Origin of the sequence: Sphingomonas echinoides ATCC 14820 (genome assembly GCF_000241465.1) — a bacterium.
GTDB lineage: Bacteria > Pseudomonadota > Alphaproteobacteria > Sphingomonadales > Sphingomonadaceae > Sphingomonas > Sphingomonas echinoides.
Genome location: NZ_JH584235.1, coordinates 953929 through 975958 on the forward strand (window position 1 = coordinate 953929; position 22030 = coordinate 975958).

General features: G+C 64.1%; 18 protein-coding genes. 9 read left to right on the top strand and 9 right to left on the bottom strand.

Annotated elements, in window-relative coordinates; all coding sequences use genetic code 11:
* Window positions 1-55: 55 nt before the first annotated feature.
* A complete protein-coding gene (locus tag ON00_RS04485) occupies window positions 56-754 on the bottom strand; it encodes a pirin family protein (protein ID WP_010403487.1) in 699 nt (232 codons plus the stop codon).
* 130 nt (window positions 755-884) lie between these two features.
* Between ON00_RS04485 and ON00_RS04490 the strand changes: the two genes are divergently transcribed.
* From ON00_RS04490 to ON00_RS20510, 3 genes are all read left to right on the top strand, one after another.
* Complete coding sequence (locus ON00_RS04490) at window positions 885-1796, top strand: LysR family transcriptional regulator (protein ID WP_010403488.1); 912 nt, start codon at window positions 885-887, stop codon at window positions 1794-1796.
* 138 nt (window positions 1797-1934) lie between these two features.
* A complete protein-coding gene (gene ctrA / locus ON00_RS04495) occupies window positions 1935-2639 on the top strand; it encodes a response regulator transcription factor CtrA (protein WP_010403489.1) in 705 nt (234 codons plus the stop codon).
* Between the two features lie 85 nt (window positions 2640-2724).
* The gene (locus tag ON00_RS20510; RefSeq protein ID WP_154651275.1) at window positions 2725-3198 is read left to right on the top strand and encodes a contact-dependent growth inhibition system immunity protein; all 474 of its coding nucleotides are present in this window, start codon (window positions 2725-2727) and stop codon (window positions 3196-3198) included.
* 469 nt (window positions 3199-3667) lie between these two features.
* Here the strand turns inward: ON00_RS20510 and ON00_RS04500 are convergent, their stop codons facing one another.
* A complete protein-coding gene (locus tag ON00_RS04500; RefSeq protein ID WP_010403491.1) occupies window positions 3668-5329 on the bottom strand; it encodes an amidohydrolase in 1662 nt (553 codons plus the stop codon).
* A 155-nt stretch (window positions 5330-5484) separates the two neighbouring features.
* Here ON00_RS04500 and ON00_RS04505 point away from each other — a divergent pair, with 155 nt between their 5' ends.
* Complete coding sequence (locus ON00_RS04505) at window positions 5485-6723, top strand: threonine ammonia-lyase (protein WP_010403493.1); 1239 nt, start codon at window positions 5485-5487, stop codon at window positions 6721-6723.
* A 218-nt stretch (window positions 6724-6941) separates the two neighbouring features.
* Window positions 6942-7742, top strand: a complete 801-nt coding sequence (locus ON00_RS04510) for an arginyltransferase (protein WP_029622433.1) — start codon at window positions 6942-6944, stop codon at window positions 7740-7742.
* Between the two features lie 23 nt (window positions 7743-7765).
* Here the strand turns inward: ON00_RS04510 and ON00_RS04515 are convergent, their stop codons facing one another.
* Genes ON00_RS04515 through ON00_RS04525 form a run of 3 tightly spaced genes read right to left on the bottom strand, consistent with a single transcriptional unit; the run spans window position 7766 to window position 11044 of the window.
* Window positions 7766-8572, bottom strand: a complete 807-nt coding sequence (locus ON00_RS04515; protein WP_010403497.1) for a transglutaminase family protein — start codon at window positions 8570-8572, stop codon at window positions 7766-7768.
* Window positions 8572-9513, bottom strand: a complete 942-nt coding sequence (locus ON00_RS04520) for an alpha-E domain-containing protein (protein WP_010403499.1) — start codon at window positions 9511-9513, stop codon at window positions 8572-8574. Before ON00_RS04520 ends, ON00_RS04515 begins: the two co-directional genes overlap by 1 nt.
* Window positions 9514-9559: 46 nt before the next feature.
* The gene (locus ON00_RS04525) at window positions 9560-11044 is read right to left on the bottom strand and encodes a circularly permuted type 2 ATP-grasp protein (RefSeq protein ID WP_029622434.1); all 1485 of its coding nucleotides are present in this window, start codon (window positions 11042-11044) and stop codon (window positions 9560-9562) included.
* Between the two features lie 229 nt (window positions 11045-11273).
* Here ON00_RS04525 and ON00_RS04530 point away from each other — a divergent pair, with 229 nt between their 5' ends.
* On the top strand, window positions 11274-11735 hold the full coding sequence (locus ON00_RS04530) for a hypothetical protein (protein WP_010403502.1): 462 nt from the start codon (window positions 11274-11276) through the stop codon (window positions 11733-11735).
* Here ON00_RS04530 and ON00_RS04535 read toward each other — a convergent pair.
* Window positions 11712-12008, bottom strand: coding sequence for a hypothetical protein (locus tag ON00_RS04535; RefSeq protein WP_010403503.1), 297 nt, complete (start codon window positions 12006-12008; stop codon window positions 11712-11714). The two genes, ON00_RS04530 and ON00_RS04535, sit on opposite strands and share 24 nt — an antisense overlap.
* Window positions 12009-12210: 202 nt before the next feature.
* On the bottom strand, window positions 12211-14277 hold the full coding sequence (locus tag ON00_RS04540; RefSeq protein WP_010403504.1) for a protein-disulfide reductase DsbD family protein: 2067 nt from the start codon (window positions 14275-14277) through the stop codon (window positions 12211-12213).
* A 75-nt stretch (window positions 14278-14352) separates the two neighbouring features.
* Between ON00_RS04540 and ON00_RS04545 the strand changes: the two genes are divergently transcribed.
* Together ON00_RS04545 and ON00_RS04550 are read left to right on the top strand one after the other, a co-directional pair.
* The gene (locus ON00_RS04545) at window positions 14353-15999 is read left to right on the top strand and encodes an alkaline phosphatase family protein (RefSeq protein WP_029622435.1); all 1647 of its coding nucleotides are present in this window, start codon (window positions 14353-14355) and stop codon (window positions 15997-15999) included.
* Window positions 15999-16982 (top strand): phytanoyl-CoA dioxygenase family protein, encoded by a 984-nt coding sequence (locus ON00_RS04550; RefSeq protein WP_010403506.1) that lies wholly within the window; start codon window positions 15999-16001, stop codon window positions 16980-16982. Before ON00_RS04545 ends, ON00_RS04550 begins: the two co-directional genes overlap by 1 nt.
* Here the strand turns inward: ON00_RS04550 and ON00_RS04555 are convergent.
* Window positions 16979-17911, bottom strand: a complete 933-nt coding sequence (locus ON00_RS04555) for a right-handed parallel beta-helix repeat-containing protein (RefSeq protein WP_010403507.1) — start codon at window positions 17909-17911, stop codon at window positions 16979-16981. The genes ON00_RS04550 and ON00_RS04555 overlap by 4 nt on opposite strands.
* Window positions 17912-18049: 138 nt before the next feature.
* Here ON00_RS04555 and ON00_RS04560 point away from each other — a divergent pair, with 138 nt between their 5' ends.
* On the top strand, window positions 18050-19354 hold the full coding sequence (locus tag ON00_RS04560; protein ID WP_010403508.1) for a cytochrome P450: 1305 nt from the start codon (window positions 18050-18052) through the stop codon (window positions 19352-19354).
* Between the two features lies 1 nt (window position 19355).
* Here ON00_RS04560 and metH read toward each other — a convergent pair.
* The coding region (metH, locus tag ON00_RS04565; protein ID WP_010403509.1) for a methionine synthase at window positions 19356-22030 on the bottom strand (2675 nt) is incomplete at its 5' end.

A 22030-nucleotide genomic window follows, 5' to 3' on the forward strand; every position in this document is an offset into this window, starting at 1 on the left:
GTCCTTCTGTTGCTCCCCTCCCAACCGCAGGAGGGGCTTGGGGTAGGAAATCGGATTATTCCGAATCGACGAGCACCAGTTCCGCATCTTCCAGCGCGGTGATCGTCACGGTCTGGCCGCCATCCATCGCGGCACCGTCGCGCGCCTTGAACCTCTCGCCGTTGATCTCGATCGATCCGGTCGCGGGCACGAGATACGCGTGGCGTCCGGGCAGGACGTCATGCGTGATGCTCTCGCCCGCCCGCACCATTGCCGCCAGCACCCGCGCATCGGCGCGGATCGGCAGAGCTTCGGCGTCTTCCGGGAAGCCGCTGGCGAGCGTCACGAACTTGCCCGAGCGATCGTCCTTCGGGAACGGCTTGGCACCCCAACTGGGTGACCCGCCCGTCCGCGTCGGCTCGATCCAGATCTGGAACAGCGTCGTCGGCTCGGCCTCAAGATTATATTCGGCGTGGCGCACGCCAGTGCCGGCACTCATCACCTGCACGTCGCCCGCCCCGGTGCGACCCTGATTTCCCATCGAATCCTGATGGGTAATCGCGCCCTTGCGGACATAGGTGATGATTTCCATGTCGCGGTGCGGATGCGGCGGAAAACCGCTGTTCGCGGCGATCTCATCGTCATTCCACACCCGGATCGCGCCCCATCCCATCCGGGCGGGGTCATAATAATCGGCAAAGGAAAAATGATGGCGGGCGTTGAGCCAGCCGTGATCGGCATGGCCCAGGCTCTCAAACGTGCGTTTCTCGATCACGATGTTTCTCCAGCGGAGGAAGTCTGTTGGCATCAAGATAAGGCCTTGGATCACACGGTAAATGGAAACGCTGGAAACCTATCGTTTCCCCATATAAAAGTGCCGACACGCCCTTTTTGAGGATCCTTGCATGCGCCTGCCCGATCTCGAAGCCTGGGCGATCTTCGCCAGCGTGGTCGAGCATCGCTCCTTCAGCGGCGCGGCGGATGCGATCGGCGTCTCCAAAGCCACCGTTTCAAAGGCGGTGACGCGGCTCGAGACGCATCTGGGACAATCGCTGTTCCACCGCACCTCGCGCCGCCTCTCGCTCACCGAAAATGGCAAAGCCCTGGCCGAGCATGCCGCGCGCATCCTCGCCGAAGCCAACGCCGCCGAGGAGGCCGCCCACGCCGCGGCGACCGCGCCGACCGGCCTGGTGCGCGTCGCCGCGCCCATGTCGCTCGGGCTGATCGCGATTGCGCCCGTCATCGCAGATTTTCTCAAGCTGCATCCCGGCATCGCGATCGACCTGCATCTGTCCGATGCACGGGTCGATATCGTCGCGGAAGGGTTCGATATCGCGCTGCGCATCGCTTCGCTGCCCGACAGCTCGCTGCGCGCGCGCAAGCTCGCCGATATCCGCATCAATCTTGTGGCATCACCCGACTATCTCGCGCGCTACGGTCGACCGACCCATCCGGGCCAGCTCGGCGAACATCGGTGCTTTGCGTATACCAACATCACCGCACCGTGGCGCTTCGTCGGGCCGGATGGGACCGAGGTGTCGGTGCGGCTGCAAGGGCCACTCGCGACCAATAGCGGCGAGGCGATGCTCCCGGCGCTGCGACAGGGCCTGGGCATCGCGATGCTGCCGGACTTTATTATCGGCGAGGACCTCGCCACCGGCCGGCTGGAAACCATCCTCGAAAATTGGACACCCTATGGCGGTGCCTTGCACCTGATGACCCCGCCCGGCACGCTGCGACCGGCGCGGGTCGAGGTGCTGATTGCCTATCTGAGCGAGCACCTGCGAACGCTGTGTTCCGTAAAAACCCCTAAGTGAATGCCCGCGACTCGTGGATTCAGGCCGCTTAATGTGAAATTAACCTTTTGCCTTCATCACTGATGAGGTTAATGGAGTGTGAGGCAAGTCGGACCGCAGGGGGCCCGGAACGCCTGACGAGAAACGGGGAACGCCCAGATGCGCGTATTGCTGATCGAGGACGAGCCGACGACCGCCATGGCGATCGAGCTCATGCTGACCACCGAAGGGTTCAACGTCTACAAAACCGATCTTGGCGAAGAAGGCCTCGATCTCGGTAAGCTGTATGATTACGACATCATCCTGCTCGACCTCAACTTGCCCGACATGCACGGCTATGACGTGCTGAAGCGGTTGCGTGTTGCGCGCGTGCAGACGCCCGTGCTGATCCTGTCGGGCATCAACGAGATGGACTCGAAGGTTCGCAGCTTCGGCTTCGGTGCCGACGATTACGTCACCAAGCCGTTCCACCGCGAAGAACTGACCGCGCGCATCCACGCCGTCGTCCGCCGCTCGAAGGGCCACAGCCAGTCGGTCATCCGTACCGGCAAGCTCGCGGTCAATCTCGATGCCAAGACGGTCGAAGTCGATGGTGCGCGCGTGCACCTGACCGGCAAGGAATATGCGATGCTCGAGCTGCTGTCGCTGCGCAAGGGCACCACGCTGACCAAGGAAATGTTCCTGAACCACCTGTACGGCGGCATGGACGAACCCGAGCTCAAGATCATCGACGTGTTCATCTGCAAGCTGCGCAAGAAGCTGTCGATGGCCTGCGACGGCGAAAATTACATCGAGACGGTGTGGGGTCGTGGTTACGTCCTGCGCGAGCCCGAAGAGATGATGGCCTCCGCCGAAGTCGCCTGATCGCTCCACTCCATCAAACCGAACAGCTTTCCGCTCCGGCGGATCCGGGCCGCGCCATCTGGGGGGATGTCGCGGCCTTTCTTTTGTGCGGCATCGCCCCCTTGCGGACGTTGGCAAAATCTCGTTCATCGCGGCGATGGTTGCGCAGAAAACTGACTTCGGCAAAACGCTTGAACAGCTAACCGGACTCCGCGCCGGAGATCCCTCCGACGCGCCGACAGAGTTGGTCGAAGGAATTCTTCGATCATGGAAAAAACCACTGAACGATCTTTCCAATGAGGAAATTTGCGATCTGGTTATCCAGCATGACGGATATCCATTTGTTCTTGACTTGGTTTTTCCCAAATTGGAGACAAATCCTCTATTCGACGGGGGCCATTATCCCGGCGACGTGCTCTCTGTTCTAATTCGCGCCGACCCGGAGATTTGGGCCGAGCGGCCCCAATATAAGGCTGCATTGCAATCGCTGTATCAGCGTGCACTTCATGGATCGACGGATGATGTTTGGGGGTTTCGAGATAGCCTCGGCCTGCCGGAGTCGGGCGTGCAAGCGAACTAAACGAACGACCGCTTCCCACCAAACCCAGCCCTTCCAGAGCAGAAGCCACACTCGTCCCCCACCGGCAACCCAGCCTGTCCTACACCCCCGCATTGTGTCAGGCTCGCGGCATGTCACGCACCGTCCGTTACCCGCGCCACAGCGCCGCCGTACCTGGCGAACCCTTGCGCGGGGCGCAAAAGAGCGGGGACGTAGCGTGGACTTTGTGGACTTCCGCGCCCGACTCGCCTGCGGCCGATCCTGTTCGGCGCGATGCTGGCACGCGGGAAGCCGTGTGCACGCTCGCCCTGGCCGGTCGGCTTCGTACCCTACGCCCCACCCGTCACCCCGGCCTTGTGCCGGGGTCCACCGGTGTCCGCGACGATCGCCAGCGAGAGCGCGGCGCGGTGGATGCCTGGACAGGCCCGGCATGACGGTGACGGTGACGGTGACGGGGACGGGGACGGCGCGACAGGCGAGTCGCGCTGCGTTACGGCCGCACCCAGACCTTGCGCCCACCAACCCAGGTCTGCTCGACCCTGGTCGCGCGGAGTTCGCTCGGCGAGGCGAGCAACGGGTCGCGGTCGACGATGATGAAATCGGCCCCCTGCCCGACGCCCAGCCGCCCGAACTTGTCCTCGGCGAAGCCGGCATAGGCCGCCGCGCCGGTAAACGCCCACCACGCCTGCTCGCGCGTCACGCGCTCTTCTGGCCGCCAGCCGCCATAGGGTTGCCCATCGGCATCCTGGCGGGTGAAGGCTGCGGCCCAGCCCGCAAACGGATCGGGCTTCTCGACCGGATAATCCGACCCGAAAGCGAGCGTCGCGCCATTTTTGAGCATCGAGCCCCAGGCATAGGCACCGCTCAACCGATCCGGCCCGAGCCGCGCCTCCGCCATAGTGCGATCACTGGTCTGGTGCGTCGGCTGCATCGAGGCGACGATGCCGTTCTTGCCGAAGCGCGGCAGATCGACCGGATCGACGATTTGCGCATGTTCAATCCGCCAGCGCCGATCGCCCTTATAAGTGTCGACCATGTCGTCGATCGCATCGAGCACTTCGGCATTGGCACGGTCGCCAATCGCGTGGACCGCGACCTGATAATGGTCGAGCGCGGCGCGACTCATGTAATTGCGCAGCACGTCGTCGGAGAGGAAGCCAGCGCCCGATTGGCCGGGGGCATCGCTATACGGTTTTTTCAGCCATGCCCCGCGCGACCCGAGCGCGCCATCGGCATAGAGCTTCACGCCGCCCATACGCAGCTTGTCGCCATAGAGCCACGGCGTCGGCCCCGCCCCGCCGATGCGGATGGCGGTGTCCACGCCCATGGCGTAGCTCATGATGCGCACGCGCAAATTGCCGGCATCGCCCACACGACGATAGGCGAGCCAGTCGTCCATGCCGGTCCCCATGTCGGCGGTCGCGGTAATGCCGTAGCTCAGCAAAATGTCCTGCGCCTTCAGGAAGGCGAAGTCGCGATCCTTGGGCAGCGGCTGCGGCACGACCTTTTCGACCAGCGCCTGCGCCGCATCGACGAACACGCCGTTGGGCTGCAGCCCAGTCTTTTCGATGCGGCCGCCGGGGGGCGACACCGATTTCGCGGAAATGCCGGCCGCCTTCAGCGCCGCGCTATTGCCCCAACTGGCATGACCATCGGCGCGCGACAGCCAGACCGGGCGATCGCTGACCACGGCATCCAGATCGGCCGCAGTCGGGAAACGACCGAGACCCCAAACCTCCTGATTCCACCCACCGCCAATGATCCACTTTTTGTCGGGATTGGCCGCAGCATAAGCCGCAATCCGCGCCTTTGCCTCCTCAAGCGACTTGGCCGCCGACAGGTCCAGTTCGAGCGCGCGGAAGCCCAGCTCCATCACATGGCCGTGCGCGTCGATGAAACCGGGCAGCAGGACCTTGCCATGTTCGTCGGCGCGCCAGTCCAGCTTGACCGGGCGCTTCTCATCCTCGGCGAGCAGCTTCACCACCTTGCCATCGGGCGAAATCAAAACGCCGGTGAAGCGCACGACCTTGCCATTCTGGTCGAGCGTGATGCCGTTGACATTGTCGACCAACGCGTCGGCAAACGCCGTCGTCGGCAGCGAAAGTGCGGCGAGAAGAAGCGCTGCACGGCGGGCGAAGGATGAGCTTTGCATGGACATGGCGATAAGCAATGTTCCTTCGCCGCGCCAGATGGTCTAGGCGCGCTGCCAACTCCGTTCATGCCGCGCTCATCGCGGCTTCGTCATTCGCGTGACGCGGAGCCAAGCAGATCAGCCCTTGGATGCGTCCAGGGAAAACGGAAGATAGAATGGCCACGCACACCCGCCCCGCGCCCGAAACCCTCCCCGTCACTCTGGCCGATGTCCAGGCTGCCCATGCGCGCATTGCCGACCAGATCGTGCGCACCCCGACCTTCATCAGCAAGACCTTGTCGGACCTGACCGGCGCGACGGTGTATCTGAAGTTCGAAAACCTCCAGTTCACCGCCGCCTATAAGGAGCGCGGCGCGCTCAACACGCTGCTGCAATTGCCTGCGGGAACCAGCGGCGTGATCGCCGCATCGGCCGGCAATCACGCGCAGGGCCTGGCCTATCATGCCAACCGGCTCGGCATTCCCGCCACCATCGTGATGCCGACCAACACGCCGACGGTGAAGGTGACGCAGACCGAAGGGCACGGTGCCACTGTCGTTCTGTTCGGCGACACCTTCGACGCCGCTTATGCCCATGCGCGCGAATTGGAGGTGGAGCGCGGGCTCACCTTCGTCCACCCGTTCGACGATGCGCGCGTCATCGCAGGCCAAGGCACCGTCGCGATCGAAATGCTGAAGGATGTGCCCAGCATCGATACCTTCCTCACCCCGATCGGCGGCGGCGGGCTTATCTCGGGCATGGCCGTCGTGGCGGCGGCGGCCGACCATCCGATCGAAGTCATCGGCGTCGAGGCCGAATTGTTCCCGTCCATGTACAACCGTATCAACGGCACCAACATGCCGTGCGCGGGCGACACGCTCGCCGAAGGCATTGCCGTCAAGGAACCCGGCGCGATCACGTCGCGCATGGTCGGCGCTTTGGTTGATGACATCGTGTTGGTCAGCGAGCGGAGTCTCGAACAGGCGGTCAGCCTGCTCCTGCAAATCGAAAAGACCGTGGTCGAAGGTGCCGGGGCCGCCGGCCTTGCCGCCTTGCTGCAGCATCCCGAGCGGTTCGCGGGCAAGACCGTCGGCGTCGTTCTGTGCGGCGGCAACATCGACACGCGCTTGCTGGCAAATGTGCTGCTGCGCGATCTGGCGCGGTCGGGCCGCCTGGCGCGGTTGCGCATCCGTCTGCAGGACCAGCCCGGCGCGCTGTTCAACGTCGCCCGCATTTTCGATGCCGAGCGCGTCAACATCATCGAAATCTACCACCAGCGCGTGTTCACCACGCTGCCCGCCAAGGGCCTGATCACCGATGTCGAGTGCGAAACCCGTGATCGTGCGCATCTCGACCGGCTGATCGCGGCGCTCCGCGTCGGCGGCTATGAAGTGAGCACCGTCGAACTGGCGTGACGAATGGAATCGGGCGTGCGACCAACCGCACGCCCCGGCCTTCCGCAATGGACCGCAACGCTGCATTATAGGCGGATCGCGAACGGTCCGTCGTTTTCGGCGTCGCGTTAACCACCAATGTTGGTAAAGCCGCTTTTCATCACGTTCCATCCGATTCATAACGGGGTCACGAGCCGCCACAGCGACGGCGCGCTCCATGGTTCAAGGAACGATACGCGGTGACAGCGCCATTTCGCTTTCCAAGATTTTTCGTCACCAGCCCTTCGCCGTGCCCGTATCTGCCCGACCGGCAGGAACGGAAGGTGTTTACGGAACTGCGCGGCGAACAGGCGAGCGACTTGAACGATGCGCTCAGCCGGATCGGTTTTCGCCGCAGTCAATCGGTCGCTTATCGGCCAAGCTGCGCAGGCTGTTCCGCGTGCGTATCGGTTCGAGTGGTGGCCGCTGGTTTCGTCCCCAACGCAACACAACGCAAGCATCTGCGCCGAAACGCCGATCTCGAAGTCGCGGCGTGCCGTCCTTGGGCCACTGACGAACAGTTTCAGTTGCTCCGCCGCTATCTCGCCGCACGCCATCCCGGTGGCGGCATGGCGGATATGGACGAGGGCGATTATGCCGATATGGTCGAGCATTCGCCGGTCAACAGCTTCATCGTCGAATATCGCGAGCCGTCGCTGCATGGCGAACGCGGCAAGCTGATCGGGGCGTGCCTGACCGACCAGCAAGCCGACGGGCTTTCGATGATCTACAGCTTTTTTGATCCCGACCATGGCGAACGCCCGGGACTCGGCACCATCATCATCATGGATCACATTCTGCGCGCCCGCGCGGCTGGCCTGCCTTATGTCTATCTTGGCTATTGGGTTAAGGGCTCGCAGCGCATGGCGTACAAAGTCCGCTATCGCCCGATCGAAGCGCTGGGCCCGACGGGATGGTCGCTGCTGATCGACGAAGATGCCGACTACACTCCACCGGCCGAACGGTATGCGGGGGCAGAGCAACTCGCGGGCGCGCGCTGATCCTGGCGGCCGCCGACTCGATCCTATTGGCCGCTGCGATCGACGTGCAGATCGACGTCTAGCATCTCCTCGCCCTCGCCCAGCCGCGAACCGGCGACGGGAGCCGCTCCGGCGGAATCGAGCGCCACCGCCACTCGCGCATAGGCTTCGTCCGCGCTGAGACCGGTACAGGGGTCGAACGCGACCCAGCCCAATCCCGCGACATACGCCTCAGCCCAGCCATGGGGAGCCGGACGCCCCGCCCCCACCGCGCACACCGGGCTATAGCCCGAGACGTAGCGCGCCGGAACATCGAGAACGCGGGCCGCTGTAATGAAGACCTGCGCCATATCGCGGGGGCTGGCCGCGCCTTGCGAAAAGGCGGTGATCGCACTTCGACCGGCCACCGCGCGCCCGCGATCGAGCGCGAAGCGGCGATGGACCGCCAGGTTCAGGGCGTGCAGCCGCGTTATCGGATCGCCGTCCGGGATTGCCGACGCAAACGCCGCGATATCGGCATCGGGGGTCGTCAGCGGGGTAGCGCGCAGGAACACCGCAGGCGGTAACGGCTCATGCGCGCCATGGACGACGCCGTTGGAGGAGTGGGTCAGCACCTCGCCCGACACGGCGATCTCGATGCTTTCGATCGGCCCTTCGACATAGAGCATCGTCGTGCGATTGCCGAAGCCATCGCGACCATGCCGCAAGCGCGCATCGCAATCGACGTGCAGGTTCCAACTCGCCACCGATTGATCGTGCGTGCCATCGGGGATGAGGCGGAGCAGCTGCGTCAGCCGCGCCTGTGGGCTGGAAAAACGATAGGTCGTGCGATGGTCCACCGACAGCCGCATCAGGTGAACTTGAACTGGCGGCCAACCGCCATGTGCAATTGATCGTTTTCGGCGATGAAGCCTTGCAGGAACTGATGCAGCCCCTGCGCGATCACGTCGCCCGAGCGCAGTCGCTGCAAGCGCTGCTGCCGCGCCCGCGCCATCCGATCAGCCTCGCCGTGGAGGCCAGTGCGCTTGGCCAGCAGATTGAGGATTTCGACCGCTTCCTCGACCGACGCGGCGAGACTGCGCGGCAGCTCGGTCCGTGCGATCAACAAATCGATGACGTTGGCGGGGCGCAGGCCCTCGGAATACAACCAGCGATACGCCGTGACCGCCGATACCGTTTGCAGAATTGTGGTCCATTGGTCTCGATCGACCACGCCGCCGACGCGTTCGCCCTCGGGCAGCAGGATGTGGTATTTCACGTCGAGCAAGCGCGCGGTGTTGTCGGCGCGCTCGATCGCCTGGCCAAGGCGGATGAACCACGTCGTCTGGTTGCGCAGCATGCGATGCACCGCGCCTTCAAACCCACGCGTTTCCGCCTTGACCGCCTCGACCAGATTGAGCGTCGCCATCGCCCCCTGCGCACCCGGGCTGGTGCGATGATCGAAGATCAACCAGGCCCGGTTGATCCCGGTCCAGGCTTCCTTGGTGAGGGCGGTGCGGACCGCGCGCGCATTGTTGCGCGCCATGTCGATCGATCGCACCATCGATCCCGGATGGCTCGTGTCCAGCGTGAGAAACCGCGCAACATGCGCTTGCGTAATCGACCGCCCCGTTTCGGCAAAGGCAGTGTCCGTTTCGGTCACCGCCAGCGCGGACGCCCAGGCAGCCTCTCCCGCCGGACGCGGCGACAAAACGTCCAGACGAACCGTCGCCTCAACCAGTCGCGCGATGAAATCGGTCCGCTCGACATAGCGACCGAGCCAATACAGCGAGGATGCGGTGCGGCTCAGCATTGGCCACCCGCCTTCGCTGCCGCCGCCGAGGGCGTCCGTTCCCGGCTCATGCGGTCTGTTCCTGCGATTGCGTTTGCGTTTGCGCTTCCAACGGTTGCGCGCCGTCATCCATCAACACGAAACTGTCTTTCGTCCCCCCGCCCTGCGAGGAATTGACCACCAGCGATCCTTCCTTCAGCGCAACGCGCGTCAGCCCGCCCGGCACCACCTGAACGCCCTTCGATCCGGTCAATACGAACGGCCGGAAATCGACATGGCGCGGCGCAAGGCCGGCGTCGGTCATCGTCGGCACCGTCGACAGCGCCAGCGTCGGCTGCGCGATATACCGGTGCGGTTCAGCGATCAGCGCGGCGCGAAAGGCCTCGATCTCGGCCTTGGTCGCGGTCGGCCCAACGAGCATGCCATAGCCGCCCGAGCCATCGACCAGCTTCACCACCACATCGGCGAGGTTATCGAGCACGTATTTGAGCGCTTGCGGTTCGCGACATCGCCACGTTTCGACATTTGGGAGCTTTGGCTCTCCTCCCGAATAGAATTTCACGATCTCGGGCATGTAGGAATAGATCGCCTTGTCATCGGCAATGCCATTGCCCGGCGCGTTCAAGATCGCGACGTTGCCCGCCGCATAGGCCGCGATCAGCCCAGGTACCCCCAGCATCGAATCGGGCCGGAACACCAGCGGGTCGAGATAGTCGTCGTCGATGCGGCGATAGATGACATCGACCTTCACGCGCCCCGCAATCGTCCGCATCCACACGATATCGTCATCGACGACCAGATCGGCCGCTTCGACCAGTTCAACGCCCATCGAATCCGCGAGGAAACTGTGTTCGTAATAAGCCGAGTTATAATGGCCGGGGGTCAGCACGACACAGACCGGCGCGGCGACGCCTTGTGGTGCCACCGACTTCATCGTCTCAAGCAGGCGATCTGGATAGGAATCGACGGCAGCCACGCGGAAATCGCGGAACAATTCGGGGCATAAGCGCAGCATCGCTTCCCGATTTTCGAGCATGTAACTGACGCCCGACGGCGTGCGGGCATTGTCCTCGAGTACGAAGAAATCATCCGGGCCCGTGCGCACCAGATCAATGCCGCAAATATGCGCCCACACATCGTGCGGCGGGCGAATACCCGCGATTTCCGGCCGAAATTGCGGATTGCCGAAGATCAGATCGGGCGGCAACACCCCATCGCTCAGGATCCGCCGTTCGCCATAAATGTCGTGCAGGAACGCGTTGATCGCCTCGACGCGTTGTACCAACCCTTCCGAAAGTCGCGCCCATTCGCTGGCCAGAAAGATCCGCGGCACGATGTCGAACGGGATGATGCGTTCGCTGGCATCGCTATCGCCATAGACGGCAAAGGTAATACCCAGTTGTCGAAAGGTTGCCTCGGCGGACTGTTGCCGCCTGCGCAATTCCGCGTCGGGCGTCGTCGCGATCCAATTTCCAAGCGCGGCCAATTCTGCACGGGGCGTGGTTGACCCAGCCTGCCCCATAATTTCGTCAAACGCCGACCGCATTCCCATCTATCGGTAAAGCCCCCAAAACGCCGCAGGTTCCATGCTGCGACGGATTGCTGCGCCGCACAAGGGGGCAAAGCGCAAGTAATACCGATCGGTTTCGAGCCACCGCACGTTCGTTCAAATTGAGTATAATGGCGCTAATGCCAAATGCGGTTTTTCGTGGTAATCGCTTGCCAACGACATGGCGCGGTGAGCCTGATCTTTGGCGTTTACGATAACGGTGTCAGAATTCATGTTGCTCCATGAACACAACGGAACCTGCAACCCGTGCAATATTGTGGATTATACCGCCATTAAAACCGTGCGCTCTTCCCGCGACAGCAGACTTGATGACATCGTATACATGGCGGTGTCGCTCCTTGACTGCAGCTTGGCGATGATTACCGACGCAAGCGAAGATAAGCACGTCCTTGCCTACGCCGCGCGTGGCGATAGCGATCAATCCTTTTCGATGAATGATACACCGCTGCAGTGGCTTGATCCGGTTGACGCCGAGCGGGTGGGGCTTCTGTTCTACTGCGGCTTCCCGTTACGCACCGCTGCGGGGGATAATATTGGCCATCTTGGCGTCTACGATGCCGCCCACCGCAAGATCGGGCAGATGGAGCTAGACATGATGCTGCGACTGTCTCGTATTGCCGCGGCACTTTTAGAAGGCGTTGGCGGCCCCCTAACAGCTGACCTTGTCGATTAGACCCAGCAAGTGTTGCCCCCGCCGCGTAATCAACGCCCCGATCACGCGCGGCTCGGGATCTGCACCGAGCACCATGGCATCGTAAGAGATAAAGCCGTGGTCGTTTAGATACTGGATCGTATGCACGAAATCGCGATCCGTCGCGCTGCCCGCTAAAAAGGGCAGCGCACCCGGCAGCAGCATCGCGGAATCCGGCCACCGGTCGGTCAGCGCACTCAGCACCTCTCGCGCCAGCGGCGCAGCATCATGAATCGATGTCAGGCCTTCGGTCATACCACGAACCCTAAGCGGCGTTCGTCCGCATTAACGAACGTTAAGGTTCGGTGAAAATGCTCGGTAAAGGTTAAAAAAGAGTTAACTGGGCCGGACACTTGCTAACCTACATCTACAAACCGATAAATACGGTATAGTAATGCAAATCGAAGTTCTGAATGATAGGCAAAAAACGACCATGTTTGCTGCGGCTTATGCCGCACTACTTTGCTGGTAGACTTGCAAGCAGAGCAGGAGACAAAACTTGCGGAAGCACCATCGGCTGGTCGATTCCCGGCCTGTAATAAAGGTATAACGGCACGCCCGCCCGGTTGTGGGCTTCGATAAAGCGCCCCATCACCGGATCGCCGTTGGTCCAATCACCAATGAGCACCGCGACATTGTGCGCGGCGAAAGCGGCGCGGGTAGCGTCGGTTTCGATTGCCGCTTTCTCATTGACCTTGCACGTGAGGCACCAGTCGGCGGTGAAATAAACGAAAACAGGCCGCCCGGCCTTGCGCAAACCGTCCAGTCGGGCCTCGCTAAACGGCTCGGCACCCCCCGGCTGCGCCGCAGTATTGGCGGCCCGGTCCGGATGGCGTCCGCTGACCGACCAGGCCCCCACGATAGCGACGCCAAGCAGGAGCAGTGTCATCACGACACCAAAGCCCAGCCCCGCGCGCTGGCGCTGCCCCGCCACCCACAACACGATCGCGAGGGCAAGCGTCACGACAAGCCCCAGCGCAAGGGCATCGACCCCCGCCTCTTTGCCCAAGACCCAGGCCAGCGCGATGGCGGTGAGCCACATCGGCACCGACAGAATACGCCGGAAGGTCTCCATCCACATCCCCGGCTTGGGCAAGCGCTTGCGCAGCGCCGGCACAAAGCCAAGCGCGAGGAACGGCAAGGCAAGCCCGAGCCCAAGCCCGGCGAACACCGCCAAAGCGGCCGGCCATGGCAGAACCAGCGCCGCACCCAATGCTGCGCCCATGAAGGGACCGGTGCACGGCGTCGCAATGAAGGCAGCCAGCGCGCCAGTGGCGAAGGCACCGCCTGCCCCACCGCTGCGGTTGACGAACGCTGGCGTGGGAATTTCGAACAAACCGCCCAAATTGAGCGACAACGCCACGGTCAGCAGCAACAGCAGCACGATCGCGCGCGGATCCTGCAACTGGAACGCCCAGCCCACCGCGGTACCGCCTGCGCGCAAGGCCAGGATCGCCGCGCCCAAACCAACGCAGACCGCAACCACGCCGCCGGTATAGGCCAAGGCCTCATGCCGTGCCGCGCGCTCGTCGAGATGCCCCCGCGCCAGGCTCAGCGCCTTTAGGCTCAGGATCGGAAAGACGCACGGCATGATGTTGAGGATCAAGCCGCCCAACATTGCCCCGGCAAAGGCAATCGCTGTCGCCAACCACACGTTATTCGCCGGGGCGGAGGCGGTGGAGGCAACCGACGCAACGCTGCCCGCCGCTGCCGTGACCAACAGCCCCTGTTGCGCACCGATCTGCAACACGCCCTTCAGCGATGTGGCACCCGCTGCGGCGGTCGCCTTGGTTTCCACCACCAGCCGGTCCCCGTCGCGCACCACGCTCTGCGGTTTGGCATAGTCGATCATCCCCGGTGTAATCGGGTAAAAATAGGCGTCCTTCGCGACAGCCGCTCCCGCCGGATATGGGATGGCGATGCGTATGCTGCCCCCGGCAATCTGAAAAACACTCTTCGCATTGAGCGGCCGCGGGACGGCGCGGTGCCACGCATCGAACTGCGCCTGCGCTTGCGCCGAGGTCACCCCGTCGCCCACCGTCAGGGTGATTGCCAAATCCGCCGTCTCGGGGACGCAGACCGTGGCCGAGCACACCAGATAATTGACGTGCAGCTTGACCGGCAGGGCCGTCCCCTGCGCCAGTCCGGCGGGCACGCTCAGCGTGACCAGCGGTGCATAGGGTTTGTCGAACACATAGTTCATCAAATCGGCGACCACGAGCCGTCCGGGCACGGGATAGCTTGGGTCGCTAACGGTCACACCCTTGGGCAACGTCCACTCAAATTTGGCGGGAAAGCCTGCGTCGCCGGGATTCTCCCAATAGCCGTGCCACCCTGGTTGCGGGACCGTGGCCAGCGCGAGCGTCACGCTCGACCCAGTAGCCGGATGCTCGGTCTCGGCCACCAGCGTCATTGTGAGATGCCGACCCACCACGCCGGAATCGGGGGCGGCAGGCTCGGCCTGCGCCGCGCCCATCCCCAACACCGCTACCACCGTCACCATCGCGTAATGAAACCAGCGCATCGACCATCCTTGAAGCCCGCGCCTACCAACGCCATAGCGGCGCGCGCGGTCAAGCTGTCGATAGCGGAGATTATCATGAAACGGTTCGTATCAAGTCTTGCCCTGTCGATAGCGCTGCTTAGCGCACCAGTCGTGGCGAAGGAGGCACCCCCTGCCCCGGCCGCTGCAGCCACAGCGCCCAAATTGATCGTTGTGATCTCGGTCGATCAGTTTTCGGCCGATCTGTTCGGAGAATATCGCAAATCCTTCACCGGAGGCTTCGCCCGGCTGCAACAAGGCGGCGTTTTCCCGAGCGGCTATCAAAGCCATGCCGCGACCGAAACCTGTCCGGGCCATTCGACGATCCTCACCGGTTTTCGTCCCGAACATACCGGCATCATCGCCAATAACTGGATCGACCTGTCGGTCGCGCGGACCGACAAGCAAGTCTATTGCGCCGAAGACGAGACGGTGCCCGGTTCGACCTCGGCCAATTACACCGTGTCCGACAAGCACCTTCTCGTCCCCACGCTGGGCGAGCGGATGAAAGCGGCCAACCCCGCCGTGCGCGTCGTGTCGGTCGCAGGCAAGGACCGCGCGGCGGTGATGATGGGCGGCCACAATGTCGATGAGCTCTGGTGGTGGAACGGCAAGGCGTTTGTCAGCTATGCCGGTCGCGCCACGCCCGCCGTCGTGGCGCGCGCCAATGCCGCCACCGCCGCCAATATCGCCCAGCCGCAAGCCGCGCTGGAGGTTCCCGAAGTGTGCAAGGCGCATGACCGCGCCATCCCGCTTGGTGCGGGCAAGACCGTCGGGGCGGGGCATTTCGAGCGCGCCGCCGGCAGCGCCAGCGCTTTCCGCGCCTCGCCTGCCTTTGATGGCGCAATCGTCGCGTTGGCGGCGGGCCTGGTGCAGGACATGAAGCTCGGCCAAGGCCCGACCACCGACATCATCGATGTCGGTGCCTCCGCCACCGATTATATCGGCCACACCTATGGCACCGAAGGCGCCGAGATGTGCATCCAGCTCCAGCAACTCGACGCCACGCTGGGTTCGTTCTTCAGCGTGCTCGATGCGACCGGCGTGGATTACGAAGTCGTGCTGACCGCAGACCATGGCGGCAACGACATCCCCGAGCGCGAAGTCGATGCCGGTCTGCCCAACGCTGGGCGCGCCACCGTCGCGCTTGCCCCGGCGGTCGTCGGCAAGGAGATTGCCACGAAACTCGGCATCGCCAAGCCGGTGCTGTTCGGCGACATCCCCAATGGCGATGTCTATATCGCCCAGGACATCACACCGGCCCAGCGCAAAGCCGTGCAGGCCGCCGCAATCACCTATTACAAGGCCAATCCTCAGGTCGCCGAGGTCTTCACGCAGGCACAGATCCTCGCCACGCCCAGCCCCAAGGGTCCGCCCGAAAAATGGACGCTGCTGGAGCGTGCCCGTGCGTCGTACAAGGTCGGCCGCTCCGGCGAATTGCTCGTCTTCCTCAAACCGCGTATCACCCCGATCCCCGATCCGACCAAAGGCTATGTCGCGACCCATGGCAGCCCCTATGATTACGATCGCCGCGTGCCGATCCTGTTCTGGCGCAAGGGCATGACCGGCTTTGAGCAGCCGACGGGAATCGAGACGGTCGACATCATGCCGACGCTTGCACACCAGATCGGCCTGAAGCTGACGGGTCCGAAAATCGACGGCAAATGCCTCAATCTGGCGGCAGGCGGGGTGCCCTGCCGCTGATGGACACGCGCACGGCCGAGCTGGCGAAGATCCGCGACCTGGATCGCTATTGGGCGGAAGCAACCTTTCGTGCGCCCAAGCGCCTTCCCTGGATGCAAACGCGGATCTTGCTCGACTCGCTCGGCCTCGGCCTCGAACAGACCGTCAGCTACCTTGGCCGCCAGCCCGATTACCAGACCTTTCTGGCGTGGGTCCTGGCGACGGCGGGACCACCCGCTGCCGATCGGATCGCGCGCTATCATGCCTGGCTCGACGCCGCTCAGTCGCCCCCCGCGACGGCAGAGCGGCTGGCCGCAATCGCGGCCGCCCCCGATGTGCTGGACGCGGACGATCTCGCACAGTGGGATGCGCTCGGCTTCGTGATCCTGCGCGGCGCGCTGTCCCCGGACGAGGCCAAGGCATGCGAAGACCTGTTATGGCAGCAAGTCGGCGGAACGCCCGATGACCCGGCCACCTGGTACACGCGCCGCCCCAACGGCATCATGGTGCAATATTTCCAGCATCCCGCGCTCGACGTCGCGCGCACCGCGCCGCGCGTCCACAAGGCTTTCGCCCAGCTCTGGGGGACCGCCGATTTGTGGATGACGGTCGACCGGATGAGCTTCAACCCGCCCGAGCGCCCCGGCTACACCTTTCCCGGCCCGCATCTGCACTGGGATGTCAGCCTCGCCCAGCCGATCCCGTTTGCGACGCAGGGTATTCTCTATTTGACCGACACGCGCGCCGATCAGGGCGCATTGCAGCTCGTGCCGGGCTTCCACCATCGCTTGCCCGATTGGCTCGATGCGCTGGGCGACGCCGATCCGCGCCGGGTCGATCTTAGTGCTGAGGCCATCACCATCCCCGCCGCTGCGGGCGATTTGATCATCTGGCGACAGGATCTGCCGCACGGTGCCAGCCCCAATGCCAGCGATCGCCCGCGCATGGCGCACTATGTCAACATGTACGCGCCGACCCTCACCGCGCACTCGGTCTGGCGTTAGCGCACCTCGTACAGGCGGATCCCCGCCCCCAGCCGGTTCGCCCCCACCGCAAGCTGTTCGCCGCTCATATTGGCGACGAAAGCGGGGTTGGTCGGGGCGTTGGGCGCAAGGCTCGCGTCATTGCCCTCCACGCGCAGCCCTGCCGACGAGTAGGTCCTGGCCTCGGCCGACACCACGATCAGCCCCGAATGGTTTTCCTTATTCGGCCCTTGCACGAAAGTGTTGCGGGTGATCAGCCCGGTCGCGCCCTCGGGCAGGTCGATCATGTAATTGGTCTTGCGCCCCTGCGTATCGTCGAAGCTGTTGTCGGCGATGGTCACCTTGGGCACGCGCAACTTGACGTAATGCCCGCCCGTGCCGCGCTCGAAGCGCGAATTGGTCACCACCACCGATCCGCGATTGGCGAGATAGATGCTGTGCGAACAGCTCGGGCTTTCATCGCACTGGCCAAGCCCGGCAAAGGTCGAATGGTCGATCGAGATCTTCTGCGCGACCGGCTCTCCGCCGAGAATCCCCTCCTGGCTGTCGAGGAACATCGCGTTGCGCACCACCAGATCGCCCATTTCGGTGCGGATGCCAGCCCCATTGCCATCTGCGACGCGCATCTTGCGGAACACGATGCCATCGACGGTCGAGCCCTGCCCGCGCAGCACGAACGCCGCCTTGCCTTCGCAGGTCGTGCCCTCGAAGATCGCAGTCCCCGGCGTCACCGCCTTGAAGGTGATATGCCCACCCGCCTGCACGGTGCATTGGTGATAGACCCCCGGCGCGATCAGGATCGTCGCCGTCCCCATCCGCACCGATTGCACCGCTTCGTCGATCGTCTGGAAGGCCTGCCCCGTCTCGGCGATGGTAAAAGGCGCGCGCGGCTGCTGCGCGGCGGCGGGGGCCGCAAGGGCGATGGCGACGAGCGGAAGAATGCGGCGCATGAGGCAGGGCTCCTTTGCGCCAAGCGATGCCCGCCCGCCCGCCGTAGGGGAAGGTATATTGAGGGTTAACCAGCGAGCGCGGCGCGCTTTTCAAAGCCCACCTCGACGCCTATGGAGACTGCGATTCGGGGAAACAGCATGCTGACCGAGACCACCCAAGCGTTGCCACCACGCTACGTCTCCCCCGCTGGTCCGCCCTCGGCTTATGCGATGCTCACGCGGGCGCTGTCAGACCCGGCATCGGTCATCTCCGACGCGATCTATTCCGACTGGTCGCTGAAGCTGCCGGGGCCGCGCTCGCCCGTCGTGGTGTCGCACCCCGATGCGGTGCGGCAGGTGTTGCTCGACAAGGACGGCGCGTTCGGGCGCAACCGCCAGTTGCGCATGCTGATGCGCCGCGCCTGGGGAGAGGGCCTCGCCGCCGCCGAGGGTGAATCCTGGTCGCGCCAGCGCCAGGCCGCAGCGCCCGCGTTCAAACCGGCGGCGGTGCAGTCCGCCGTCCCGGCAATGGCGGCAGCGGCCGAGCGGGCCGCGGGCTCGTGGTCGACCGACGCGCCGATCGACTTGTCGGTCGCCTTGGCGCGGATCGTCACCGAGATCGTGATGACCACCTTGCTGACCGGGCTGGACGATGCCGATCTCGACGCGATTGCCGCGGATGTCCCGCCCTTTATCCGTGCCGCCGCGCATTTCGGATTGCTCGACATACTGCCGATTCCGGATGCGTGGCTCGACCGGCTGCGCGGCATGGGACGCGGCGCGCCCGAGCAGCGCCTGCGCGCGGTCGCGGCGCGTCTCGCGGCGGCGCGCGCCACGCCGCCCGATCGCGTGCAGGATATCGCGGCGCTGATGCGCGGTGCCGGGCCGCTCGCCGACAATCTGCTCGGCTTCCTGCCCGCCGGGCTGGAGACGACCGCGCAGGCGGCGGCCTGGGGCCTGTATCTGCTGGCGCTCTACCCCGACTGGCAGGAAGCCCTGTATCGGGAAGCGCTCGCGGCCGACGCGCTCGACCCGGTCCTGCCGATCGGCCGCCAAGTCGTGCAGGAAACGCTGCGTCTCTATCCGCCAGCCCCCTTGCTGGTGCGCGCGGCTCTACGGCACGGCGATCTGCAGGGCCACCGGCTCTACCCCGGGCAAGTCGTGATCCTGCCGGTGTTCGCGATCCATCGCCATCGCGAACTGTGGGATCGTCCCGATGCGTTCGACCCCGACCGCTTCGCGCCCGGTGCAGCTTATGATCGCGGAGCGTTCCTGCCCTTCGGGGCCGGGCCACGCCTGTGCATCGCGGCCGCCTTCGCGCAAACCGAGATCGCGGTGATGATGGCGGTGCTGCTACGCCACTTCCGCTTCACGCTCGCCGCGCCCGAGCCCGTCATCAGCCTGAAGACGACCACCCATTCGCTGACGGGCCTGCACGTGATCGCCACGCCCCGGCGCGGCTAGATCAGTCCAGATTCGGCCGCAGCCAGCGCGTGGCGGTCGCCAGATCGACCCCGCGCCGCTCGGCATAGTCTTCCAACTGGTCCGGCCCGACGCGCGCCACACCGAAATATTCGGCTTGCGGATGCCCGAAATAGAAGCCTGACACCGCCGCCGTCGGCAGCATCGCGAAGCTGTCGGTCAGCGTGATGCCGGTTGCCTCGGTCGCGCCAAGCAGCTCGAACAGCATCGGCTTTTCGCTATGGTCGGGGCAGGCCGGATAGCCGGGTGCCGGACGGATGCCGCGATAGTGCTCGCGGATCAGCGCTTCATTGGTGAGCTGCTCGCCCTCGGCATAGCCCCACAAGGTGGTGCGGACATGCTGGTGCATCCGCTCGGCAAACGCTTCGGCCAGACGGTCGGCCAGTGCCTTCAGCAGAATGTCCGAATAATCGTCATTGTCGGCCTTGAAGCGCGCGAGATGCGCCTCGATGCCGTGCCCCGCGGTCACCGCGAAACCGCCGATCCAATCGCCTGCGGGATCGATGAAATCGGCCAGGCACATATTGGCACGCCCCTCGCGCTTGGCGATCTGCTGGCGGAGGAAGGGCATTCTTATCTCCCTCTCCCCTTCAGGGGAGAGGGTCGGGGAGAGGGGCTGATCTGGATCATTAGACGGTACACCCGTTGCAGGTGCCCCCTCTCCCCAACCCTCTCCCCGGAGGGGAGAGGGAGAAGAAATCACCACATCATCGCCCTCGCGCCGGCACGGCCACAACCCTGCCACGCCCTTCGCCGTCAGCCATTTCTCCGCGATGATCTGGTCGAGCATCTTCTGCGCATCCTCGAACAGGTTACGCGCGCTTTCTCCGACGATTTCGTCATCAAGGATCGCGGGATAATTGCCCGCCAATTCCCAGGCCCGGAAGAACGGCGTCCAGTCGATCAGCTCGCGCAAATCGGCCAAATCCCAGTCCTCGAACACATGCACGCCGGGCTGCTTGGGTGCCCCCGGCTTCAACGCCATGTCGGCAACAAAGCCATTGGCGCGCGCGGTCTCGATCGGAATCAGCTCGCTCTGCCCCTTATTGGCGCGCGCGATGCGGACGGCTTCATATTCGTCCGAGGTCTTCTGCACGAATTCGTCGCGGATCGTGTCGCTGACCAGCGTCGAAGCCACGCCGACCGCACGGCTCGCGTCGAGCACATGCACCACCGGCCCTTTATAGGCAGGCGCGATGCGCAGCGCGGTGTGCACCTTGGAGGTGGTCGCCCCGCCGATCAGCAGCGGCATCGTCATGCCGGCGCGCTGCATTTCCTCGGCCACCGTCACCATTTCGTCGAGCGAGGGCGTGATCAGCCCCGACAGGCCGATCATGTCGGCGTCATTCTCATTCGCGGCCTTGAGGATGTCCGACCAGGGCACCATCACCCCCATGTCGACCACATCGAAGCCGTTGCACTGCAACACCACGCCGACGATGTTCTTGCCGATATCATGCACGTCGCCCTTCACGGTCGCCATGATGATCTTGCCCTTGCCGCGCGCGCCAGGCTCCTTCGCCGCCTCGATGAAGGGCAGCAAATGCGCCACCGCCTTCTTCATCACGCGGGCGCTCTTCACCACTTGCGGCAGGAACATCTTGCCCGATCCGAACAGGTCGCCGACGACGTTCATGCCGTCCATCAGCGGGCCTTCGATCACCTCGATCGGGCGCGCGAAACCCTGACGGGCTTCCTCGGTATCCTCGACCACATGCAAGTCGATGCCCTTGACCAGCGCATATTCGAGCCGCTTGTTGACCGGCAGGCTGCGCCATTCCGCCGCCGCTTTCTCGGCCACCGCATCGGTGCCCTTGAAGCTCTCGGCAAGCGCGATCAGCCGCTCGGTCGCGCCCTCGTCGCGGTTGAGGATGACGTCCTCGCACGCCTCGCGCAGCTTGGGGTCGATCGCATCGTAAATGTCGAGCTGCCCGGCATTGACGATCGCCATGTCGAGCCCAGCGGGGATGGCGTAATAGAGGAACACCGAGTGCATCGCGCGGCGCACCGGCTCATTGCCGCGGAAGCTGAACGACAGGTTGGAGAGGCCGCCCGAGATATGCGCATGCGGGCAGCGCGCCTTGATGTCGCGGCAGGCTTCAATGAAGTCCACGGCATAATTGTTATGCTCCTCAATCCCCGTCGCCACCGCGAAGATGTTGGGATCGAAGATGATGTCTTCCGGCGGGAAGCCGATGCCCATCAGCAAATCATAGGCCCGCGCGCAAATCTCGAGCTTGCGCGCGCGCGTATCGGCCTGGCCAACGGTGTCGAACGCCATGACCACGACCGCCGCGCCATATTGCATGACCTTCTTGGCCTGGGCGAGGAACTGCTCTTCCCCCTCCTTCATGCTGATCGAATTGACGATCGGCTTGCCGCTGACGCACTTCAGCCCGGCCTCAATCACCGACCATTTCGAGCTGTCGACCATGAACGGGATGCGCGCAATGTCGGGCTCGGCGGCGATCAGCTTGAGGAAAGTGACCATCGCATATTCGGCGTCGAGCAGGCCCTCATCCATGTTGATATCGAGCACCTGCGCGCCACTCTCAACCTGCTGCCGCGCAACCTCGACCGCCGCCGGGTAATCGCCCGCCATGATGAGCTTCTTGAAGCGCGCCGATCCGGTGACGTTGGTGCGCTCGCCGATGTTGA

What these genes read in the sequence shown, in the direction of transcription:
- ON00_RS04525 (WP_029622434.1), bottom strand. Translation starts at nt 11,044, where the DNA reads ATGGGAATGCGGTCGGCGTTTGACGAAATTATGGGGCAGGCTGGGTCA.
- ON00_RS04540 (WP_010403504.1), bottom strand. Translation starts at nt 14,277, where the DNA reads ATGCGCTGGTTTCATTACGCGATGGTGACGGTGGTAGCGGTGTTGGGG.
- ON00_RS04520 (WP_010403499.1), bottom strand. Translation starts at nt 9,513, where the DNA reads ATGCTGAGCCGCACCGCATCCTCGCTGTATTGGCTCGGTCGCTATGTC.
- ON00_RS04500 (WP_010403491.1), bottom strand. Translation starts at nt 5,329, where the DNA reads ATGCAAAGCTCATCCTTCGCCCGCCGTGCAGCGCTTCTTCTCGCCGCA.
- ON00_RS04535 (WP_010403503.1), bottom strand. Translation starts at nt 12,008, where the DNA reads ATGACCGAAGGCCTGACATCGATTCATGATGCTGCGCCGCTGGCGCGA.
- ON00_RS04545 (WP_029622435.1), top strand. Translation starts at nt 14,353, where the DNA reads ATGAAACGGTTCGTATCAAGTCTTGCCCTGTCGATAGCGCTGCTTAGC.
- ON00_RS04515 (WP_010403497.1), bottom strand. Translation starts at nt 8,572, where the DNA reads ATGCGGCTGTCGGTGGACCATCGCACGACCTATCGTTTTTCCAGCCCA.
- ON00_RS04530 (WP_010403502.1), top strand. Translation starts at nt 11,274, where the DNA reads ATGTTGCTCCATGAACACAACGGAACCTGCAACCCGTGCAATATTGTG.
- ON00_RS04490 (WP_010403488.1), top strand. Translation starts at nt 885, where the DNA reads ATGCGCCTGCCCGATCTCGAAGCCTGGGCGATCTTCGCCAGCGTGGTC.
- ON00_RS04555 (WP_010403507.1), bottom strand. Translation starts at nt 17,911, where the DNA reads ATGCGCCGCATTCTTCCGCTCGTCGCCATCGCCCTTGCGGCCCCCGCC.
- ON00_RS04505 (WP_010403493.1), top strand. Translation starts at nt 5,485, where the DNA reads ATGGCCACGCACACCCGCCCCGCGCCCGAAACCCTCCCCGTCACTCTG.
- ON00_RS04560 (WP_010403508.1), top strand. Translation starts at nt 18,050, where the DNA reads ATGCTGACCGAGACCACCCAAGCGTTGCCACCACGCTACGTCTCCCCC.
- ctrA (WP_010403489.1), top strand. Translation starts at nt 1,935, where the DNA reads ATGCGCGTATTGCTGATCGAGGACGAGCCGACGACCGCCATGGCGATC.
- ON00_RS04550 (WP_010403506.1), top strand. Translation starts at nt 15,999, where the DNA reads ATGGACACGCGCACGGCCGAGCTGGCGAAGATCCGCGACCTGGATCGC.